We start from the raw sequence: 19,214 nt of genomic DNA on the forward strand, positions 1-19,214 counted from the left end.
GCTGTTAGGGCTCTGGCTTGGCTTGAGAGTATATAAGCGATTAATGGCCAGCTTTTTGTAGAAAAGCCGCAATTTCCATGCCCCAGGCGATGCCGATATGAATTAACAAGCCACCCCAGATGCTACGAGTACTGAGGGCTAGCACGCCCAGTAAGTACCCGCCAAACAGCGAAGAAACAGCTTCGCCAAGCGGTCGGCCGAAGTGAATCGCACAGTACCAAACAATCATGGGCAGCACAGCTCCCCGTCCTAGTACGCGGCTCATACCAATAACCAGAAATCCCCGAAACAGTAATTCGGTCGGCACAAAATCCCAACCGTAACAGATTTCATACACCAGCGCCGTTACCCATTCGGGTACGCCGAAGAATTCGTTGGCGTTCGTATCATGGTACGTAGGGTAAGAGGCTAGAAAATCAGGTTGGAATGACGCGATTGTGATAAGCGGAATCATGAGTCCCAGCAACACTACGTATAAAACCAGTCCTTTTCGCTTTGGAGCCATGCCGTAGAAGTTACTTGGATATTTGTCGACCAACTTATAGAAGACATACAGGGGTAATACAATGGTCAAGATTGATTGCAGATTGTGCAGGCAGTAGTAAGCAAATACATAAATCTGCCCGTCGAACAACTGACGACTCAATTCATTGTGCGCATAGAATCCGGCATAGATTGAGTAACAAATCAGCGCGACCCCACTACGTAGCCAAAACTCGCGGTTTCGCCAGATGTCAGGTCGATTATGAAAGTGCGTCCAGAGCCAGACACTTACATAATAGACCGTGGCATACAGCAGAAAATAAAGTAGTGGCCAACGTGGGTCACCCTGAAAGATATCGATGTATGAATCCTCTAAGTCAAGATAATAATTGACGGATAGAAGCAGGATTATCCATAAGGTGACAGCTGCGTAAAGATCAGGCCGGAAGTCGGTGCGAAGATGGTCGCGCAAGTCATGCCATAGGGCTTTCACGGAAGAATGGTGGTTTCTGAGATTAGTCTGGTAAAAATAAGAGGGTCTTCGCTTAGTTGCGAAGACCCTTGTGTGTACTTCTAGTAAACGTATCGAAAACTAACCAAAGGCTTAGAAACCCTCGCGTTCCTCTTCCTTGTCTTTCTTCTTTTCAACGGGTTTTGGCGTTTCTTTAGCTACTTTCGGTGCGGCTGGTTTAGCTGCGGCAGGCACTGCACCTGCCTTTGTCTTCTTGCCTCCTTTGGCCTTCGCATCCGGTTTAGCTGCGTCAGTAACCGTAGCTGCGGCTGGCTCTTCCGGACTGTCAACTGGCTCAACCGTTTCGTCGTTCGGGTCCGTTTTAGGTTCCGTAGTAGTCGCCACGGTTGGTTTTGGTTGAGCCTTTGGCCGCGGAGCTGACTTCGGTCTTGTCTTATACTGATCCAGATACCGATCCACAAACTGCTCTTTCTCATCGGCCGTAGCGGCTACAACCTGCACCGTTGCTTTACCACTGTTCTTGGACCCGGCCAGCAAGCGGTCGTTGATGTCCTGCTCCGACGTAATGATGGCTAACTCACCTAGTGCGCCCGGCCCATTACCCGGTTTGTAATCGTAAAACACCCATACATCGGGTGATGCTTCCAGATAGATGCTCGCTTCATCGCCATTCGCTGACTTCCGGATTTCGACAAATCCATCCATTTGCGCGTTGATATCGGCAGACATGATGTTGGAAACGCCAAGCCGGCCAATGCTGTAGAAAGCGTTGAACTTGTCAGACCAGCGCAGATTGGCGTTGGCCAGCACGAGCATAGCGTTCAACTTTGGTGAGGCTTGATTGAGCGGTACGTGCTGATTCTGGGCCTTAACCCGATAGGCGTCGACGGCCTGCTGCCCGATCAACGGCAATAGCTTGTCGGACAGCCGGTTCAGATCGTCGTCGGCCGCTTCGTCATTCTTTTCATCCTGGTTGGTGGTGATCAGTTTGCTAGCGATTGACGTATTGATAGCCTCCGGCGTGGGGAACGTGAACGCCAGCAACGTATTCATCCGGTACAAGCTGCTATCAATATTGATTCGAGCGGATCCGGCGGCCAACAGGAACTGATTCGGTGCGGCATTCAGCAGATTGAACTGGCCTTTATAGGTCATCAAGCCACGTGCATCGTTGAACGTAAACGCGTTTTCTACTTCAATGGCTCCGCTGTCGGCCTGAGCAGCGCTGTCGGCTTCGGCTGCTACAGGCTCATTGGCACCCGAGGTGATGCGATACACCTTGCCTTTTTCGTCGTAGCGCATCACGCCCGTTGCCATGAACAGATCATCGTCTTTGGGGTCTTCTTTGGGCGACAGGAACGTTGGATACAAACCTGCATTACCCAGGCGGAAGTGAATACCGGCTACGAGTGGCTGGCCACCTTCGTTCTTTAAGTTCTTATCCACTTTCACTTTCAGCCGTTCCGCCACTTTCTCTTTGAAGGGGATCCAGCCACTTACCAGATCGCGCCGTTTTTTCAACGCGGGTCGGATGAATCCATCCAAGGCCAGGTCTTTGTCGGGAGCCTGCATTACAATACCGCCTTTGTACTGCATTTTGGGGGCTAACTGGAGGTTGTCATCTTCATCGACTTCGGCCCGCGCTACCGTGAAGTACGTTGTTGCTGCTTTCTGAGCAGCATTCCGTTTGCTGCGAGCCGGTTTCTTCGTGTCAGCCGTCAGGGTTGCAGGGGCGGAGGCTGGCGCTTCTTTTAGTTCAAAGCTACCCATCTTGATGCTGGCCGTATCACCTTTCGCGGTCGGGAACAGGTACGTAGCGTCGCCCGCAAAGCGTGTTCTCGACACAACCTGAATGTTGCCGTTCTTGAGTTTGTGAAAGAGGCTGATGGTATCCAGCTCCAGCCGGGCATTCTTAAGCGCGAGCATTTCACCATTACGTTTGATGGTCACGACGCCTTTATCCGGATAAATTCGCGCATCGGCGGACGTAACGTAAGGGACTCCACTAATGTTAAGGGCCATTTTCTCTACGTCGTAAATGGCGGCCGAACCGTTGAACGTAAGACCTTCCTGCTCCTCCGCTGTGGCGGTGAAGGTAGACGTCTTGACATCACCTTTCATGGCGATCGTTTTGGCGTTTACGTTCCACTGGGCCCGGTTGATGCTGGTTTTGTAAGCCGCAAACGGGAACTCCATCGTTGAGCCAAGCGTGTCGTCAATGCTCTGAGTTTTGTTAATCGCCAGACCAACGATGCCTTTTGTCTGGTTGAAGTCGACGTCAATATCGTTACCGACCAGAATAGGCTTTCCTGCTTCTTTATCCGAAACGATCTTGAACTGAGCGTTGTCGGCAACAAACCCTTCTTTATTGAACTTGATGCTTTTCGAGATTGCTTCGGAATCCTTCCGACGTAACGTACCGTTGCCGAACAGCCCCGACGAACGCATCACTAAACCGCCTTCGAGGTTCGTCGTGGCGTTATAAAAATTGAAATTGTTTTTTAGGGTGGTGATGACCATGCTGTCGGCTTTGGGCCACCACTTCATGCTGAAATTGTTGAGTTGTACCTGCGGGAAATAGGCTTTACCAACCAGACCTTCCTTGATTTCACCTTTTTCGCCCGAGGCCACCAGCGAATCGGTCATAAACAGCATCCCCTGCGTGTTGAGACTTGCCGTCAGGTGGTTCAGAACACCTTCGGCCCGCAGCCCGTTTTTGTCCATGACCAGATCACCCGTAAATTTTACGTTTGATTTACTGCCGTAAACAGGATAGCCCGTGGGCGGAGCCTTATGCACAAAGCCCAGTGTGTTGTCGGGCATGGTTTTCAACTCAGCCTTGAAAGGCGGAAAGATGCCATCGGAATAGAACGTACCCATGAAGGAAATGTCACCCTTGCCTAAGCTGTCGTTGTCAATCGCCGGAATCTTGAAATATACCTTCTGATTGTACGTCTTATCACCTCGCACAGGCTGGTTGAAGTAAACCGTCATACCCTGCGGCATGACCAGCCGTTGCGTCGTTTTTTTACCGGCAATACGTCCCGATTTGTTGTCGGCGCTACCTAAGAAAACCGTTCCGGGATTCTCATATTTGATGTCGCCCCCTACTTCGCCTTCTTTACCCTGAGCCGCCAGCTTTTGCGACGAGAACGTAATCGAGTCGATTCGGTTCAGACTCATGGCGAACTTGTCGTAGTCGAACTTCAGGTCGCGGCCAGCGTACCGTAACGTGCCCGCTTTAAGCTGACCGTTCAGCGTAAAGGCGCGTCCCTTCCCTACACGTAACGTTTTATCGGATGGAATACCAAACACCTTTAGCGAATCAGAAAGAACAAACTGATCAACACCGCGAATGGTCAGAATTTTGTCGTCGAGGTTAATGGTAGCGTTTTTGGTGCTGTCGTTAGAGCCAAATATCGACTGCACCTGAAAGTTGTCGTAGTCGCGTTTTTGCGCGTAAGCCAGGACATACAGCGCGCCTTTACGACTGAGCCGCATCATTCCCGTTTTCGGGTCGCGGTCGAGGTAGCCTTCCAGGACCATCCGGTTCAGTGAACCACGTAACGCCGATGCATTCACCTTTACCGATTGCGTAATGTCGTCTTCAGTAAACGTCTGCTGCTTTTTCGTGGTGATGTAATTAGCGACGATCTGCAGCGGATGGAAGCCGTAATCGACCGTCAGATCCGCGTAACGCTGGGGGTGAAAGTAATCAAAGGATTCAAAGCGCACGGGCACTTCGCGTTTCGCACCAACCTGGTAAAAATCAACCTTCCGACGGGGCAGATCCCACCGCATTACTTCGGGCAGAATATAAAACTTGTGATAAGAGTCGGCATACGGAACCCGGGCATATTCCGTGCGGTCGAAGCGGTTGAGCCAAGCCACCCGTTGCGCTTTGTCGAATCGGAACTGAACGGCCGGGTGCGTGATCGAATCGGTATCGACATATCCTACGAACGAGGCCGATGGTGCCGAAATGGTTGAATCGCGGAAGTCGAACCGGCGGCTGGATGCTTTAAAAACAGGTTTACCATTTTGCTTCACCAGTAAGAGCGCCGGTTGTCCACTGGCCGATGAGCCCACCATCTGCACGCCAGAGAGCGCCAGGCCACCCTGATACTCAACATCTGCGCCTAAGCCCGGCATCTTTACGTCGTTCTGCCAGGACATAAAACGCGGATAGGAGGTTGGGCCACTTTTCTTTTTGCTAACGTACTCAAATACGCCCTTGATGGGTTTCGACGGCGCTCCTGACCCTTCGTAGGTCAACGTTACGTCGTCGGCAGACAGGCGCGGAGTCATCGTCGTGAACGCATATTCACTCAGGGTTACGAAAATATCGGGTCGGCCCGCCAGCTCCCAGGTAAACTTACCGCCTTTCCCTACGAACACGCCATCTTTGATCATCAGATCGCCACTCGTGTTCGACAGCACGGCTGAATCGCCATTGGCGACCATCGCCAACGAAACGTCCTTTACCGTAATGACTGCGCCCGCCACCGATGGGATAGGACGACGCTGCGGAACAAACTGAACCCCGAGTGGACGTGCCTTGCCCGAGTCGCCGGGAGCAGGATCATCCCATCCATCGAAGCGCGAACGTTCATTCGCGGCTTTAACGGCGGCTAGCGAGTCGGCGGTAGAAAGGGTTTGTGAGGCCGGAGAGCCGACAGATTGTGTATTGGCTCCATCAACGTAACGAAACTGGAACGAGCCGCCGTGCGCATAGAGCTTGTTGTAATTGCTAGCATAAAACTCGCGTCGTTCCAGAAATCGCCGGAGTGTTTCCAGCGTACGGGCGTAAGTTTTGGTGTCGGATGTTTCAAAAAGCTTTTCGGCTACCGTCAGCAATCCGTCGATGTCGGTCGACTGCTGTGTACTGATCGCATGAAACAAGGACTCATAGAACGGCGCAAAATGCGTAGCCGCCTGAAGCCGTTTCTGGTTCATCTTGCGGCTCAAGGCCATCACGCGCTCCTGCTGCGGAGCCGACAGGCGATTTTCGGACCATAACGACTGAAGATTGGTACCCGCTCGCACGGCCGCAGGTCCACCGGTTACCATCAGTTTCTGTATGTCGCTGATAAACTGATCCGGCTTGTCAGAAAGTTTAACGGCTTGACCAAATGAAGCTGACACCATCAATGCCGTTGTCAAGGCCATAAGCGACATTCTTAACCTCCACCTTCGCGTCAGCCAATTATACAGCGGCCAATAGGATATGTATACTCGTTGCATGTTCTTTGTTGTTAATCGATTAGGCAGACGGGACAAGGCGGTCAATGGCTACTCAGTTGAGTTCGTAAACAGAATCGATGTCCAGTCATTCCTCATCAAGGTTCGTACCGGAGTAAGACCGGCTTCAACCGCTTTTCGTTGAATATCAGCCGCGTCCTGCTCGTAAAAACCGCTTACTAACAGATAGCCGTTGGCGTTCAACAGCGTAACGTACGTCGGTATCTCCGCAAGCAATACGTTCCGATTTATGTTCGCCAGTATTACGTCGAACCGGCTGCTCGGGTCAACGTCGGCAATCGTACCCTGGAAAACGTCAACCTCGGGACAGCCGTTTAGGTCTGCATTCTCACGGGCATTTTCCACGGCCCATTCTTCAATATCAAACGCCAGCGCTAATTGGGCTCCCATTTTAACGGCCAGAATGGCCAGAATACCCGTCCCGCTGCCGACGTCTAAAACGGTTTTATCCTGCACGTCGAGACTAAGCTGCTGTTCGAGCATCATGGCCGTTGTCTCGTGGTGGCCCGTACCAAACGACATCTTCGGGTTGATGACGATGTCATAACGAAACCGGGCGTCCAATGGATGAAAGGACGCCCGGACCCGGACCTGGTTCGCCACTTCAATCGGCTCATATTCGCGCTCCCACTCAGCATTCCAGTTTCGTTTCTCTAACGAACTGACTTCGTAGGCTATTGCAGTTTGATCCGCGTATTTAGCGACTAATTCGTTGAGACTGTCCTGATTGAAATCGGCGTCGACAATATAAGCGTTCAGGCCTTCGTCGGTTTCCACGAAGGATTCATACCCAAGCTCGGCCAGTTCGGCGGTAAGAATGTCAGTGTAATCGGGCGACAGGCGCAGTTGCAATTCAATGTAGTTCATACCTCAAAGTAACGAAAAAGGTTATTCCCTGGCAGGCGATTTAAATCGCCTGCCAGGGAATAAATGATTCTTAAAATAATTTGAGCGTCTTTCCAACCTTTCTCCGTGCTAACTACCCTTTAGTCCGAAGCATCAATAAACCGCATGTTCCGCTTGGCAACACCACCCGACATATCTGAACGCGACCTGGTCGAGCGCTGCCAGCAGAACGATCAACCGATGTTTCGGCGGCAGTCGCAGCGACTGTTGTACGAGCGTTATAAACGAGCTATGTTCTCTACGGCGTTTCGCATTCTCAATGATTACGACAACGCCAACGACGCATTACAGGAGGCTTTCGTAGAAGTGTTTCGTAATCTCGATCAGTTCGCATTTCGTTCAACGCTGGGTGCCTGGATCAAGACGATCGTTGTGCGTCAGGCCGTTCGTAAACAACGGCTCGAAGGGCGATTTTCTACTCTTGACGAAATACTGCATGACCAACCGGTACCTCTACGAGACACGATTACTGGTATTGAGTTAGATGCGGCTATCCGCACCTTACCCGACGGTGCACGGACTATCTTTTTGCTGGTAGAAGTAGAAGGATACATGCACAAAGAAGTGGCGGAGATGCTTGGCATTTCGGAAGGAACATCGAAGTCGCAGGTTAGCTACGCCAAAAAACTCCTCAGACAACGACTCTCATGAACGATCTATTTTCTCAACTACCAGAATACGACCCTCACCCCGACTTATGGAACCGGATCGAGGCTGATCTGGACACCGATAAACACTTGAAGTTAGCGCTTGATGAACTACCTCAACATGAGCCAAAAAGAGACTTGTGGGAGCGGATTGAAGATCGTCTTGCCGAAGCGTCTTCGGTCCAGGTAGACCTAGAACGCACAGGAAATAATGACCTTGATCGGCCGCTGTTTATAGGCATTCGGCCATTGTGGGCTAGCGTGGCTGCTGCGGCTATGATAGTGCTGGTAGGGATCGGGGTAATGATCCAGGTTTCCTCTACCGAGCAGGTTCGTCTGGAGTACGCTGTTGAAGCGAATGTGCCGGAACCTACCTTGTCGGCGCTACCATCGCTGTCTGACAAGCGTGCCGAGGAGTTTATTGCCCGTCAATGCGTGGAACAGCAACTGGTTTGTCAACGGCCTGAAGTTCATGAACTCCGCAATCAGCTCACTGAGCTAACAGCTGAACAACAACGTATTGAGCAGGAACGCGAAACGTTTGGCGACGACCCGGCTTTAATCCGCGCGCAGGTTAAGATCGAAAATCAACGAGTTGAAATAACCAAAGAACTCATTACGCTCCTACGCTCATGAAATATATACTGATAAGTATTCTTCTTTGGTTGCCCATACTGGGGCGATCGCAAACGCCCGTACAGGTTATCACAAAGGTCGTCGAAAAGGAATTGTCGTATACCGACGGGCAACGCATACGGCTGAGTGCCCAGAAGGCAGACGTAGCTCTCAAAGGTTCGAACCGGTCTACTATCGCCGTTACGTTACGACTCGTGGCCAGGCACACGGATCGGGCGGTTGCAGAACGGGAACTGGCATACCACCAATACACGCTCCAGTCGGGTGGAGCGGAGGTTGAGCTATCAAACCGATTCGTGATTCCGCAGCGGGCTGGAAAACTCCAGAGCCAGCTTAAAGCGGTGTATGAAGTCAGCGTGCCTAATAAAGCGCTTATTAGTCTAAGCAATTCTTTCGGTGATATAAATCTGAGTGATCTGACCGGGGATGTGACGATTAAGCTTGAGTTTGGTAAGCTTACCCTTGATGACATCAGCGGTAAGCTATCCATCACCTCCGATTATGGCGACATCGAAGGACGCAATCTAAGTGCTACGCTGTCCTGTAAAGCCGAGAAAGCAGATATCACGCTCCGTGAGTTGAGTGGTAAGGTTAACCTGCAAAGCCGGTATGGTAAACTAACACTGCTACCTATACCCTCCCTGGGCTCTCTGAAAGTCGAAGCCGCACGGACGGAAATAGTAGTAGCCACCAAGCGACTCTCTGACTTCAGCTTCGATGTTATTACGTCTTTCGCGGACATTCGGGTGCCAGAGTCGGTCGCCAGCTTATTAGGAAAATACGGCGGTAAACAAACCTTCTCCTACGAGCCGCCTGGTGGCCGCAAGCCCGAAATAGCCATTCAAAACAGCTACAGCACCGTAATCATTCAAGGCGAAAAACCACTGGTTGGCCGATAAACGCAATGAACTTATGAGAAAGTACCTTCGCAAGATTAGCCTATTTGCAGTGCTTACCGTATGGGTAAGTAGCAATAGCTGGGCTCAGGATTGGTCATTCGGGCCGAAAGTCTATATGGGGTTAAACGCTCACCGAACGCAGGCCGAAGCCAGTATCAATACTGTTAATGTGTATAGCTCTTCAATGGGCGATGCCAGTGGCGGAGGGCTGGGTGTATTCGCTCGTTATGATCGTCCTCGCTGGTATGGTCAGATAGAGGCTTCCCGTGGTAAATATTACTTGGGTGGTATTTACGTCAGTACACCAGGCCGGGGTAGTAGCCTTTTTATTGACAGACGTCGATATGACCTTCGCTTGATTGGTGGCTATAAACCCTTGCCTTGGCTACGATTGCACGGCGGTGTTGTGGGCGTATCGAATGAAGCCTTGCCTACAGATTACTATGAGCGGACTACAACGGCTTTAAAAGAACAGATTGCTACTGAGCAAAACCCGTCTTTTAAAAACCAATACGAGCAGGAGTTGCTGTTTAACCAGGTTAGTCAGGCTGCCATTCAGTCGTATAAGCCGTACAACCTCGAAGGCCAGTTAGGAGTGGGAGTTGATATTGGTGGGTTCACCGCTGATCTGGTGTTCTCTCAAAATTTATCCCCAAACATAAATGGAATTCGATTTAATGGTGTAACGAGTCCTTTCCGACAAGACTACAGCTATGCAACATTGAATCTTGGCTACAGACTGTTCCCTATAAAGAGATACCTGCTGGCCCCTCGCAGAAGCAATCGGGCCTATGAGCGTCTACGGCGTGATATCCCCTTCTATCGCAATGAAGTGCAATTGGCAGGCGGCATGCTTGCCGAAGACATTGGTAGTGCTTTTGTGTATGAAAACCGGTATACACGTTATCTCAACCGACGATTTGGTATAACGACAGGGGTTAGCATGATGCGTTCGTTTGCAGAGACTGACCAACGGTTGCCTGGTGCCGAAACTGTATTGATGGGATCAGCTTCACTACGTGCAGTTGCTTTGTACAGCCGATATCACACCATTAGCGTATCACCTGGTGTAAACTTCATCGCTTTCAGCGGCTTTCGAGCTACTAGTGGACGAGTTAACGGATCAAGTGGTACTACCGTTAACGTTAGCCCGAGAAGCTACATGCAAAAATCAGGAGCAGGTTGGCAAGTCATGCTTGATTACACCTTCGCCATTACGGATAGACTGCCAGTTGGTGTATGGTTCCGGCTCGCGGATAATTCAGCTTACAGATCGTTTGGACAAGCAGGTTTACAGTTTGGGTATCGTTTTTAAGCACCTCACACCATGAAAAATAAACGCTTCTATACGGCCATACTTGTTGCCGCCTGTTCGATTGCTTCACAGGCTCAGAGCCAGGAATTCCGACGGTTTGAAGCCGAAACAGGGATGTACACACTTCGTCTTCCAGCACCTTATAATAATGGCTGGACAGTACGGCAGCAATTAACAGGCTATATAAGTCCTAGGCTGGGCATTGCTCTGGGAGTAGGTTGGGGCGGATCAGCGAACACCGATCCACTGAATGCTGGAAAAGATCCATATAAAATTGCGGATCGTAGTCGCTTAGTTGACTTCTACCTACGCAATCAACGAACGATCGATTTATCGATCGTCGCTTTGCCAGTTCTGAGTCGGCGCCATCAAGTAAAAGTACAGGTGGGTTTATCTGCTTTTCGAAGCCGGGAGATTCGGATCGATAGTAGCTTTGAAACGGCTCCAGGTTATACCGAAGCCGTTATGCGATATACCGATACACGCCGTGTTATTCCTATGGCAGGCATAGGTTACGATTTCAGGCTATCGTCTCGGTTAGCCGTGGGTGTCAACGCCACAGGGTATTTCATGGGTGAGTCTAAACCGATAACTATATTAGGCATGCGCGGAACGTACCGGTTTAACCTATCTGCTGACTCGCTTGGTATGAAGCCCATTCCTTGGGAAAATTTACAGGTAGGGGTTCGAGCAGGTGTACATGTAGTGGGGCAGAATGGCGGTGGACCGGGTGGCCGTTACCGAACCCGTTTTGTTGGAGGTTTATGGGCTGAAATGCCCCTATCGCTAACCTGGGATATTCGGGGCGAGTTGAATTATGCCCAGCGGGGCTTCCGCAGTGAAGAAGTCAAGATAGGGAATACGCGCTATCTGCCTGGGTCGGGAAACCTCAACTACTTGGAGACTCCCTTACTATTTCGTCATGAGGTGGCATATCGGTGGTATTTGTATGGTGGGCCGTATCTGGCGTTCTTTTTGAATGGGCATACAGAAATTGAAGGTCAGCCAACTAGCGTGCTTAAGCCGCATACCAATAGCGGATTGATGCTGGGTGCCAGTTATGCCCTCACAAGCAAACTTGCAGTGGATATACGCTACCAGCGTGATCTGGTTCAGATTTCAACGACACCTTATGGCGGTTTCCATTCATTCCAGGCGACCCTGGGATGGGCTTTTCGTTAGACCTTAACTTTCCTTACTCACATGAAATCAGTTCAATTTTACGTGCTACTCAGCTGGCTATGCCTTGGCCTGGCTAATGCTCAAGCCCAAACAGACTCTGTCAAGACGGAGTATAAAACAGAAGATGAGAAAATCTCGTCCTCTGAAATTAAACGCTTTATCCGGTACATTACTCGGGCTGATGTAGAAGAGAAGACCTTAATCAAAGTAGGGATATGGCCTGCTTCAGACCAAAATTTACAGTTCACCAATCAGAAATTTAGAGTTGGGTTCACCGCTGAAGTAGCCATTGAACGAAAGATCACACCTTCTTTCTCCGTGTTTGCAGGCGCAGACGGTTCATTACGTTTCATCACTTACGATTATTTCCAAACTCCAACATCAGATCCTTCAACCCGTTATTCCGCCATAAAAACCAGTAATTTTTATATCAACTGGAAGGCCGGAACACGGTATTATCATGGTATGGCGAACCGTATTCGTAAAGGCAAATCAGCAAATAATTTCTCAGGTAATTATGTTACTGCTCAAGTATCCTTACCCACACGAGAATATGTAAACAGTCGGTTTTACGACCGGACAAATCAACAGGAGCTACGTATTCGTCGTACCGAGAATACGTTTGATATAGAGATGCCTCGCATCCTGGTGGCTTACGGTATCCAAAGACGATTGGGCCGGTTCGGTTATTTTGATGTGAACGCAGGGCCAGAGTTACGTTACGCACAAGACCTATCGGCTGTTTATGCACCGGTTTCACGACCTAAACGAAGTGTAACCTTCCAGGTAAATGCGTTAATTGGGTTTGGCTGGTAACGCTATTTCAACTTTGGACTCGCTTTCTTTCGTAGTCAGTTCCTCGTTAGAGATGACAATCTTTAGCCGCTTCTTAGTGCTAGATACACTGTGTGGAATGGCGTGTTGCTTTAAAATGCGTTCCTGCTCTTTCTTGCCAGTTTCTGTTTTGCGAGGCTGGTGCAGCTTAACGCGAGCCACTCGCCCTGTCACTGCGATGTCGATGATGGGAGCGGGGTAATCGAGGCCGACATGGAAATTGTACATGTCCTGCTCCAACGGCGGCATTGTCCAGGGTTCATGAATATAAGCGGTTGGGCAATTGGTTAATTCCGGCACCCACTGTTTAATGAAAATACCTTCCGGGTCGTGGTCCTGCGATTGCTTGACGGGGTTGTAGATACGTACCGTATTTGTCCCGGTCATGCCGGATTGCATCTGAATCTGGGCGTAATGAATACCCGGTTCAAAGTCGATGTAAATACGAGCCATGTGTAAGGCTCCCTCTTTCCAATGCTGAAGCAGATGGTGACTCAGAAAAGACATGAGCATGGCCCGCATTCGAAAATTGATGTAGCCCGTAGCCGTTAGGCAGCGCATGCAGGCATCCACCATCGGATAGCCGGTATTGCCATCGCGCCAGGCTACGTATTTGGTTTCGTCATTATTCTTCTGTAGCTCATTGAAGGCGCGGTTTACGTTCTCGAATTCCATGCGGTCTTCATTCTCGAACTTCTGAATGAAATGACAGTGCCAGCGCAGTCGCGACGCAAACGCGCTGAACTGCCGACCAAGACCAGGTGCGGGTGGATGTTTGGCTGCCTGCATCTGTGCCTGATACACCTGACGAATGCTCAGACACCCCCAGGCTATATATGGCGATAGGCGGCTGCACCCGCGTCTGCTTTCCAGGGGCTTAGAGATTGACTTAGCGTAAAGAGCAATGCGCTCGCTCAAGAAACTGTGCATGTACCGATAGGCATTGTGTTCTCCGCCCGGCTGAAACAAAGAATGCGGTTTAGACCACTCGGGGGGTAAGTCGGTACCTCGAGACTGCTCATACCAGTCAGTATCGAGCGATGCGGGATGCCAGCGCGTTAAGTCAGGGTGCTGCTGTGGAGCCCGCATGGTACGCTGCCACTCATCAGCCCAGGTGTCGCGGTTCTTCAACCGACGGATAACCCCATTTGACTGAAACTCCTGCCACCTGATGTGATTTTCCTGGCAGAAATCAGCTACTGCTTTATCACGACCATACGTAACGCGTAAGCCCGTTTCTTCATACGAGAAAATAGTATCAATAGAAAAATGCTCTTGTAAGGCCTTGAATACGTCCGTGACTTCCCGGTGAAATACCCAAACCGTTGGTTGCCCATTTGAGGCAGACTGTGTAGGTTCATCGTCAAAATCGAACGGAAGCCACTCATGAATCAAAGGGGCTGGCGAAGTCTCTCTTGTTTGTTCTTTGAACGTAGATAACTGTTGATTCAGATCGGCCAGACATTCCGTTACAAACCGCCAGTGGCGCAGGTCGTAGTTTGGATCGGCTATAACCGACGGTTCAAAGCAATACACGAACAATAATGGCATACCGGCCTGAATGGCGGCTTGCAAAGGCGCATGGTCCCGAAGACGCAGGTCCCGTTTAAACCAAAGAACATTTATTGCCTGTCGCGATTCCATCTGTATAGTACTGTGGCTGGACAACAGAAAGCCCTTGTGCCTTACATTTGTTTCTACAATGGACAGTTAAAAGCTGTCAACTTCGTTAAAACGAACAGCCCGTGAAAAACGCGTTTCTGATTATTGATACTCAATATGATTTTTGCCACCCCGATGGTGCCCTGTTTGTGCCCGGTGCTGACCAAGACGTCGATCGCATGGCCAACCTCATCCGTCAGCATACCGATCATATTGACCACATTGTAGTGACGCTCGATACGCACCATATGCTGGACATTGCTCACCCCTTGTTCTGGCAGGACGCCAATGGGGAACACCCGGCTCCCTTTACGCAGATCACAGCCGAAGAGGTAAATCAGGGTCGTTGGCTACCCCGCTTTGCGGTCGAAAAAGCACGGCAGTACGTTCGGGATCTGGAAGCCGATGGACAGTTTCAGCACTTTATCTGGCCAGAGCACTGTCTAATCGGCTCGCGGGGGGCGGCTCTGCACGATACGTTGCTGGCGGCACTCAAAGACTGGTCACGGCAGCGCGAGCTTGATTACGTAGCGGTTCCGAAAGGCCTGCACCCGCTATCGGAGCACTTTGGTATTTTCAGGGCGCAGGTGCCTGATCCAAACGTACCCGAGACTCAATTGAATGAGCCGTTGATTGCGGATCTGGAGCGATTTGATGCCGTGTACCTGATGGGCGAAGCAAAATCGCACTGTGTAGCCAACAGTTTAAAGCAGATTCTGGACTTTGCGCCCCAACTCGTTCCAAAGGTCGTTGTTGTTACGGATTGCACGTCCGACGTAACGGGCCTGGGTCATCTGGCTGATCCGATTTATGCCGAAGCGCGGGCCAGACACGTGCGTTTCGTGGAGTCGAAGGCAATGTTCCACTAAAAAGCCGTACCTTTTTGGCCGTATGGAAAAGACGCTACCCCTATTTCCGCTAAACCTGATAGTCTATCCTGGCGAGGATCTGAACCTGCATATATTCGAGCCGCGTTACCGACAACTCATCACCGAATGTCTGGAAGAAGAGCGCACGTTCGGAATTCCAGCATTTATCAACAACAAGCTGCCTGGATACGGTACCGAAATGCACGTAACAACTCTGCATAAACGCTACGAGGATGGCCGGATGGACATAAAAACGAAAGGGATTACTGTTTTTCGGCTGGTAAACTTCGAAAATCCAGTTTCGGGCAAGCTATATGCCGGTGGTGAAGTTGAGCTGGTTGAACCCGGCGATAGCTACAGCGCGCACGTAGCGGCCCTGACCGAGCGGCTGGAACGCTTATACAAGCTGTTGCAGATTGAAACCGACTACGAACCGAGCGTGAAAGACTTTTCTTACCGTGTCGCTCACAAAGTTGGCTTGTCTATGGAGCAGGAATACGAACTCCTGACGCTCGAAACTGAAGCAGAACGGCAACTCTTCCTGATTCAGCACCTCAACAACGTATTGCCTGTGGTATCGGACATGGAGCGCACGAAGCAGCGAATCCGCATGAACGGCCATTTCAAAAACCTCGACCCGCTGAACTTTTAAAGGGTGAAAGAGTGAATGACCGGGCCGCCGGTTCGGTGAAAGAGTGATCATTAACTGGCATTAGTACAGCCTATCTTTCACTTATTTCCTCTTTAAGATCAGCCTTTCTCGTCAACGTCGCCAATCTTTTTGGCGCGTCGGGGTAGTTGCTCGGCGAGTTCCTGTAGGTTTTTAATGGGAGGGCGTGGTTTTTCTGCTTCTCCCAATAAAAAGCCATAAGGTTTCATGGACTCGACCGAGTCGAAGATTACCTTTAATATGGCTGTCATCGGTAAGGCTAGAACCAGACCGGGTAACCCCCATACGTTCTCCCACAAAATCAGAACAATAATGGCAGCAAGGGGATTGATGCTGACTTTAGAGCCTATAATGTAAGGCGTAATGAAGTTGCCTTCCAGCGTCTGTACGAACAGAAATACGCCAATGACGCCCAGCGCTTTTAAGGGATTGTCGTCGGTTACAAGGGCGTAAGCAGCCGGTAAGAGTGAGCCAAGCGAAATACCAAAATAAGGGATAAGCACCAGGCAGGCTCCGAAGAAGCCAAAGAATACGGCGTAGTCAATGCCTAAAATAAGCAGTCCTACCGTCATCAACGTACCGATGATCAGAATCACCACAAACAAACCCGCCATATAATCTTTGACCACCATGTAGATGCCCTGCAGGACCGCATCTATTTTCGATCGGCGGGTGTTCGCAAATGATTTATAGAAAAACGACCGGAAAAAGTCGCGGTATAGCAGAAAAAAGAAGATAAACAGCAACACCAGAAATACGTCCGTCAGCGTACTGGTAGTGGCCAATAAGGTTGAGGTAAGAATTGCTCCGCCTTCCGAAATGGCTTGGTTCAGGTATTTTCGAACTTCGGTTACCTGTCTCTTTCGGTCAATATTTAGGTGCTCATCGGCATACGTCTGAATTTGATTTAAGTAATTGTTACCCCGTTCGATGAGTTGAGGCAGCACTTCCGAAAAACTGCTGATCTGCATAGAAACGGCGTACAGAATACCAACAATGACGGTCAGTGTCAGAATCAGGCATATAATAATTGCCAGGACACGGGGCAGACGCCAGTTCTCAAGCCGCCGGGCTAGTGGAAACAGCAGCACCGCAAACAAAATGGCAAATACCAGCGGAATCAACAACCCCTGGAGGGCGTGTAAACCATAGATGATAATGACTAATGAAAGCAGAATACAAACTAGTTTAGCGTAGGGGGGGAGTTGAATCTCCGGTGAGCGAGTGTCCATAATGTCGGATAAACACCGTTAATGCCTTTATCGTTATTTTCTCAACAGGTTTAGCAAAATACCAGCCAGTATCGGGTCAGGCCGACCGTGCTAATGAGTCCAATAAATTTGGTCCATAAATTGTTCGTTATCAGGGCTTGGTAAACGTTCAGGTTGGCGTTATGCGCTGTTAAATTTTTGTTAAGTATGCAGTATGTAAGCGTAACGTTCTGGATAAGCCACGTAACTTCGGGCAACCTGCCGAAAAAAGCAGAATGTTCTCACCAACTCCGCTTCGTATGAGTGCTGCTAAAGCTGCTCAACCTTTGCACCGCATTTTAGTCGTAGACGACGACGCCGACATTGTCGAAATGCTCGAATACAACCTGACAAAAGAAGGGTATGATGTTCGAACCGCAACCGATGGCCGTAAAGCCATTGACGTGGCCCGGACGTATCTGCCCGAACTGGTCGTATTGGATATCATGATGCCGCATCTGGACGGCATCGAAGCCGGTCGGCAGCTACGCGACATTCCCGAATTACGTCAGACGTATATCCTTTACCTAACCGCCCGCTCGGAGGAATATTCTGAAGTGGCTGCGTTCGACGTTGGTGCTGACGATTATATTACCAAGCCCATTAAGCCGAGGGCGCTGATGAGCCGCATTAATGCGTTATTCCGACGCGAGGCTCAGAAATCCGACCCCGGTGAACAGATTACCGTGGATGACCTCGTTATCAACCGCAAAAACTACTCCGTTACGCAGGGCGATAAGTCGGTCATTCTTCCGAAAAAAGAATTCGAACTCTTATTTTTCCTCGCCCAGTACCCCAACAAAGTATTTAGCCGCGAAGAGCTGCTCCAGAAGATATGGGGTGCCGACATTTACGTACTCGAACGTACCGTAGACGTGCACATCCGTAAGCTCCGCGAAAAAATCGGCGATACCCACATTCGCACGCTTAAAGGCGTAGGATATATGTTCACGGACCAGCCAGAATAGTGCGTGAATCATACCGCCGAAGCGGAGCGAATGAGTGAAAGCTAGCCAATTGGTGACACTTTCACTCATTCGCTTTTCTATCTTTGTTTTATGTCCCTTAGTCCCCGTATTATTGCGCTGTTGCTGGCTTGCCTGATTTCGGCGCTGACGCTTGCTTTCCTGACGTTTGTTGACGGGGTTACGAACAACATGTTGTTCGTAGTAGGAATCTCGTCGTTTGTCATCTCCTTTTTTCTGGTTTTATACGCCATTGAACTGCTCGTGTTTCGGGAGGTTAACAAAATGTATAAAACCATTCACAAGCTCAAGATTCGCGATTTTAATATCTCCCGCAAATCGATCATCAAAAACAACAATCCGTTCAAAAAGCTGAATGACGAAATCTTCGTGTACGTCGCCAAAAAGCAGAAGGAAATTGATGAGCTAAAGCGGCTGGAGCAGTTTCGGCGGGAATTCCTGGCCGATGTATCGCACGAACTGAAAACCCCCATTTTTGCCGCACAAGGGTTTATTCACACGCTTATCGACGGTGCTGTTGACGATGAGCAGGTCCGCGACAAGTTTCTCTCGAAAGCGGCCAAAAGCCTCGATGGGCTGGATGCGCTGGTGAAGGATCTGGTGGCTTTGTCTCAGCTTGAAACAGGTGAGGTGAAGATGAGCTTTGAGCGAGTTGATCTGATTCACGTAACGCAGGAGATATTCGACCAGCTCGAAAAAATAGCCCACGTTAAAGACACATCTTTGAAAATGCGTGTCGATCGGCCCGGTCCATTTTGGGTTAAGGCCGATCCGCAGCGAATCGCGCAGGTTATGACCAATCTGGTGGAGAACGGGATTAAATACGGAAATGAGAACGGTCGGGTCGTGGTTAGTCTTGAAGAAGACAAAAAGCATGTGCTGGTTTCCGTCCGCGACGATGGCCCCGGTATTCCGCCCGAGCACTTGAGCCGGATCTTCGAGCGCTTTTACCGGGTCGAGAAGAGCCGCTCTAAAGATCGGGGTGGTACGGGCCTCGGACTGGCCATTGTGAAGCATATTCTGAATGCGCACCGGACGAAAATAACCGTCATGAGCAAACTCGAGAAAGGAACAACCTTTCGGTTTAAGCTGGACAAACTGGAATAAACAGATTACTGCCGGTCAGTCTACTGGCCAATCG

General features: G+C 50.1%; 15 protein-coding genes. 10 read left to right on the forward strand and 5 right to left on the reverse strand.

The window, feature by feature from the left end; genetic code table 11:
- Positions 1–40: 40 nt before the first annotated feature.
- From ACYVIY_RS12950 to prmA, 3 genes are all read right to left on the reverse strand, one after another.
- Positions 41–976: a CPBP family intramembrane glutamic endopeptidase gene (locus tag ACYVIY_RS12950; protein WP_460976773.1), complete on the reverse strand. Its 936-nt coding sequence runs from the start codon at positions 974–976 to the stop codon at positions 41–43.
- 111 nt (positions 977–1,087) lie between these two features.
- Positions 1,088–6,124 carry a hypothetical protein gene (locus ACYVIY_RS12955; RefSeq protein ID WP_460976774.1) on the reverse strand — a complete coding sequence of 1,679 codons (5,037 nt, stop codon included), beginning with the start codon at positions 6,122–6,124 and terminating at the stop codon, positions 1,088–1,090.
- A 123-nt stretch (positions 6,125–6,247) separates the two neighbouring features.
- The gene (gene prmA, locus ACYVIY_RS12960; protein WP_460976775.1) at positions 6,248–7,084 is read right to left on the reverse strand and encodes a 50S ribosomal protein L11 methyltransferase; all 837 of its coding nucleotides are present in this window, start codon (positions 7,082–7,084) and stop codon (positions 6,248–6,250) included.
- Positions 7,085–7,228: 144 nt separating this feature from the next.
- On the opposite strand from prmA, the gene ACYVIY_RS12965 reads away from it, so the two are divergent.
- Genes ACYVIY_RS12965 through ACYVIY_RS12990 form a run of 6 tightly spaced genes read left to right on the forward strand, consistent with a single transcriptional unit; the run spans position 7,229 to position 12,618 of the window.
- Positions 7,229–7,774, forward strand: a complete 546-nt coding sequence (locus tag ACYVIY_RS12965; RefSeq protein WP_460976776.1) for an RNA polymerase sigma factor — start codon at positions 7,229–7,231, stop codon at positions 7,772–7,774.
- On the forward strand, positions 7,771–8,406 hold the full coding sequence (locus ACYVIY_RS12970; RefSeq protein WP_460976777.1) for a hypothetical protein: 636 nt from the start codon (positions 7,771–7,773) through the stop codon (positions 8,404–8,406). The genes ACYVIY_RS12965 and ACYVIY_RS12970 overlap by 4 nt, the downstream gene beginning before the upstream one ends.
- On the forward strand, positions 8,403–9,305 hold the full coding sequence (locus ACYVIY_RS12975; protein WP_460976778.1) for a DUF4097 family beta strand repeat-containing protein: 903 nt from the start codon (positions 8,403–8,405) through the stop codon (positions 9,303–9,305). Before ACYVIY_RS12970 ends, ACYVIY_RS12975 begins: the two co-directional genes overlap by 4 nt.
- A 13-nt stretch (positions 9,306–9,318) precedes the next feature.
- Positions 9,319–10,620 (forward strand): hypothetical protein, encoded by a 1,302-nt coding sequence (locus ACYVIY_RS12980; RefSeq protein ID WP_460976779.1) that lies wholly within the window; start codon positions 9,319–9,321, stop codon positions 10,618–10,620.
- Positions 10,621–10,632: 12 nt separating this feature from the next.
- A complete protein-coding gene (locus tag ACYVIY_RS12985) occupies positions 10,633–11,802 on the forward strand; it encodes a porin family protein (RefSeq protein WP_460976780.1) in 1,170 nt (389 codons plus the stop codon).
- 21 nt (positions 11,803–11,823) lie between these two features.
- Positions 11,824–12,618: a hypothetical protein gene (locus tag ACYVIY_RS12990; protein WP_460976781.1), complete on the forward strand. Its 795-nt coding sequence runs from the start codon at positions 11,824–11,826 to the stop codon at positions 12,616–12,618.
- On the opposite strand, the gene ACYVIY_RS12995 is transcribed toward ACYVIY_RS12990, so the two are convergent.
- Positions 12,598–14,280 carry a cryptochrome/deoxyribodipyrimidine photo-lyase family protein gene (locus ACYVIY_RS12995; RefSeq protein WP_460976782.1) on the reverse strand — a complete coding sequence of 561 codons (1,683 nt, stop codon included), beginning with the start codon at positions 14,278–14,280 and terminating at the stop codon, positions 12,598–12,600. The genes ACYVIY_RS12990 and ACYVIY_RS12995 overlap by 21 nt on opposite strands.
- Positions 14,281–14,381: 101 nt before the next feature.
- On the opposite strand from ACYVIY_RS12995, the gene ACYVIY_RS13000 reads away from it, so the two are divergent.
- Positions 14,382–15,167, forward strand: a complete 786-nt coding sequence (locus ACYVIY_RS13000) for a cysteine hydrolase family protein (protein WP_460976783.1) — start codon at positions 14,382–14,384, stop codon at positions 15,165–15,167.
- Positions 15,168–15,189: 22 nt separating this feature from the next.
- Positions 15,190–15,819, forward strand: a complete 630-nt coding sequence (locus ACYVIY_RS13005; protein WP_460976784.1) for an LON peptidase substrate-binding domain-containing protein — start codon at positions 15,190–15,192, stop codon at positions 15,817–15,819.
- A 98-nt stretch (positions 15,820–15,917) separates the two neighbouring features.
- Here the strand turns inward: ACYVIY_RS13005 and ACYVIY_RS13010 are convergent, their stop codons facing one another.
- Positions 15,918–17,069 (reverse strand): AI-2E family transporter, encoded by a 1,152-nt coding sequence (locus ACYVIY_RS13010; protein WP_460976785.1) that lies wholly within the window; start codon positions 17,067–17,069, stop codon positions 15,918–15,920.
- A gap of 278 nt (positions 17,070–17,347) precedes the next feature.
- On the opposite strand from ACYVIY_RS13010, the gene ACYVIY_RS13015 reads away from it, so the two are divergent.
- Together ACYVIY_RS13015 and ACYVIY_RS13020 are read left to right on the forward strand one after the other, a co-directional pair.
- On the forward strand, positions 17,348–18,055 hold the full coding sequence (locus tag ACYVIY_RS13015) for a response regulator (protein WP_460976786.1): 708 nt from the start codon (positions 17,348–17,350) through the stop codon (positions 18,053–18,055).
- A 90-nt stretch (positions 18,056–18,145) separates the two neighbouring features.
- Positions 18,146–19,180 carry a sensor histidine kinase gene (locus ACYVIY_RS13020; protein WP_460976787.1) on the forward strand — a complete coding sequence of 345 codons (1,035 nt, stop codon included), beginning with the start codon at positions 18,146–18,148 and terminating at the stop codon, positions 19,178–19,180.
- Positions 19,181–19,214 lie beyond the last annotated feature (34 nt).

The organism is Spirosoma knui (assembly GCF_054780635.1).

Bases quoted from the DNA above. Each gene is read 5' to 3' on its own strand.
- ACYVIY_RS12985 (WP_460976780.1), top strand. From the start codon at position 10,633: ATGAAAAATAAACGCTTCTATACGGCCATACTTGTTGCCGCCTGTTCG.
- ACYVIY_RS12995 (WP_460976782.1), bottom strand. From the start codon at position 14,280: ATGGAATCGCGACAGGCAATAAATGTTCTTTGGTTTAAACGGGACCTG.
- ACYVIY_RS12965 (WP_460976776.1), top strand. From the start codon at position 7,229: ATGTTCCGCTTGGCAACACCACCCGACATATCTGAACGCGACCTGGTC.
- ACYVIY_RS13015 (WP_460976786.1), top strand. From the start codon at position 17,348: ATGAGTGCTGCTAAAGCTGCTCAACCTTTGCACCGCATTTTAGTCGTA.
- ACYVIY_RS12980 (WP_460976779.1), top strand. From the start codon at position 9,319: ATGAGAAAGTACCTTCGCAAGATTAGCCTATTTGCAGTGCTTACCGTA.
- ACYVIY_RS13010 (WP_460976785.1), bottom strand. From the start codon at position 17,069: ATGGACACTCGCTCACCGGAGATTCAACTCCCCCCCTACGCTAAACTA.
- ACYVIY_RS12955 (WP_460976774.1), bottom strand. From the start codon at position 6,124: ATGGCCTTGACAACGGCATTGATGGTGTCAGCTTCATTTGGTCAAGCC.
- ACYVIY_RS12970 (WP_460976777.1), top strand. From the start codon at position 7,771: ATGAACGATCTATTTTCTCAACTACCAGAATACGACCCTCACCCCGAC.
- ACYVIY_RS13020 (WP_460976787.1), top strand. From the start codon at position 18,146: ATGTCCCTTAGTCCCCGTATTATTGCGCTGTTGCTGGCTTGCCTGATT.
- ACYVIY_RS12975 (WP_460976778.1), top strand. From the start codon at position 8,403: ATGAAATATATACTGATAAGTATTCTTCTTTGGTTGCCCATACTGGGG.
- ACYVIY_RS12990 (WP_460976781.1), top strand. From the start codon at position 11,824: ATGAAATCAGTTCAATTTTACGTGCTACTCAGCTGGCTATGCCTTGGC.
- prmA (WP_460976775.1), bottom strand. From the start codon at position 7,084: ATGAACTACATTGAATTGCAACTGCGCCTGTCGCCCGATTACACTGAC.
- ACYVIY_RS13005 (WP_460976784.1), top strand. From the start codon at position 15,190: ATGGAAAAGACGCTACCCCTATTTCCGCTAAACCTGATAGTCTATCCT.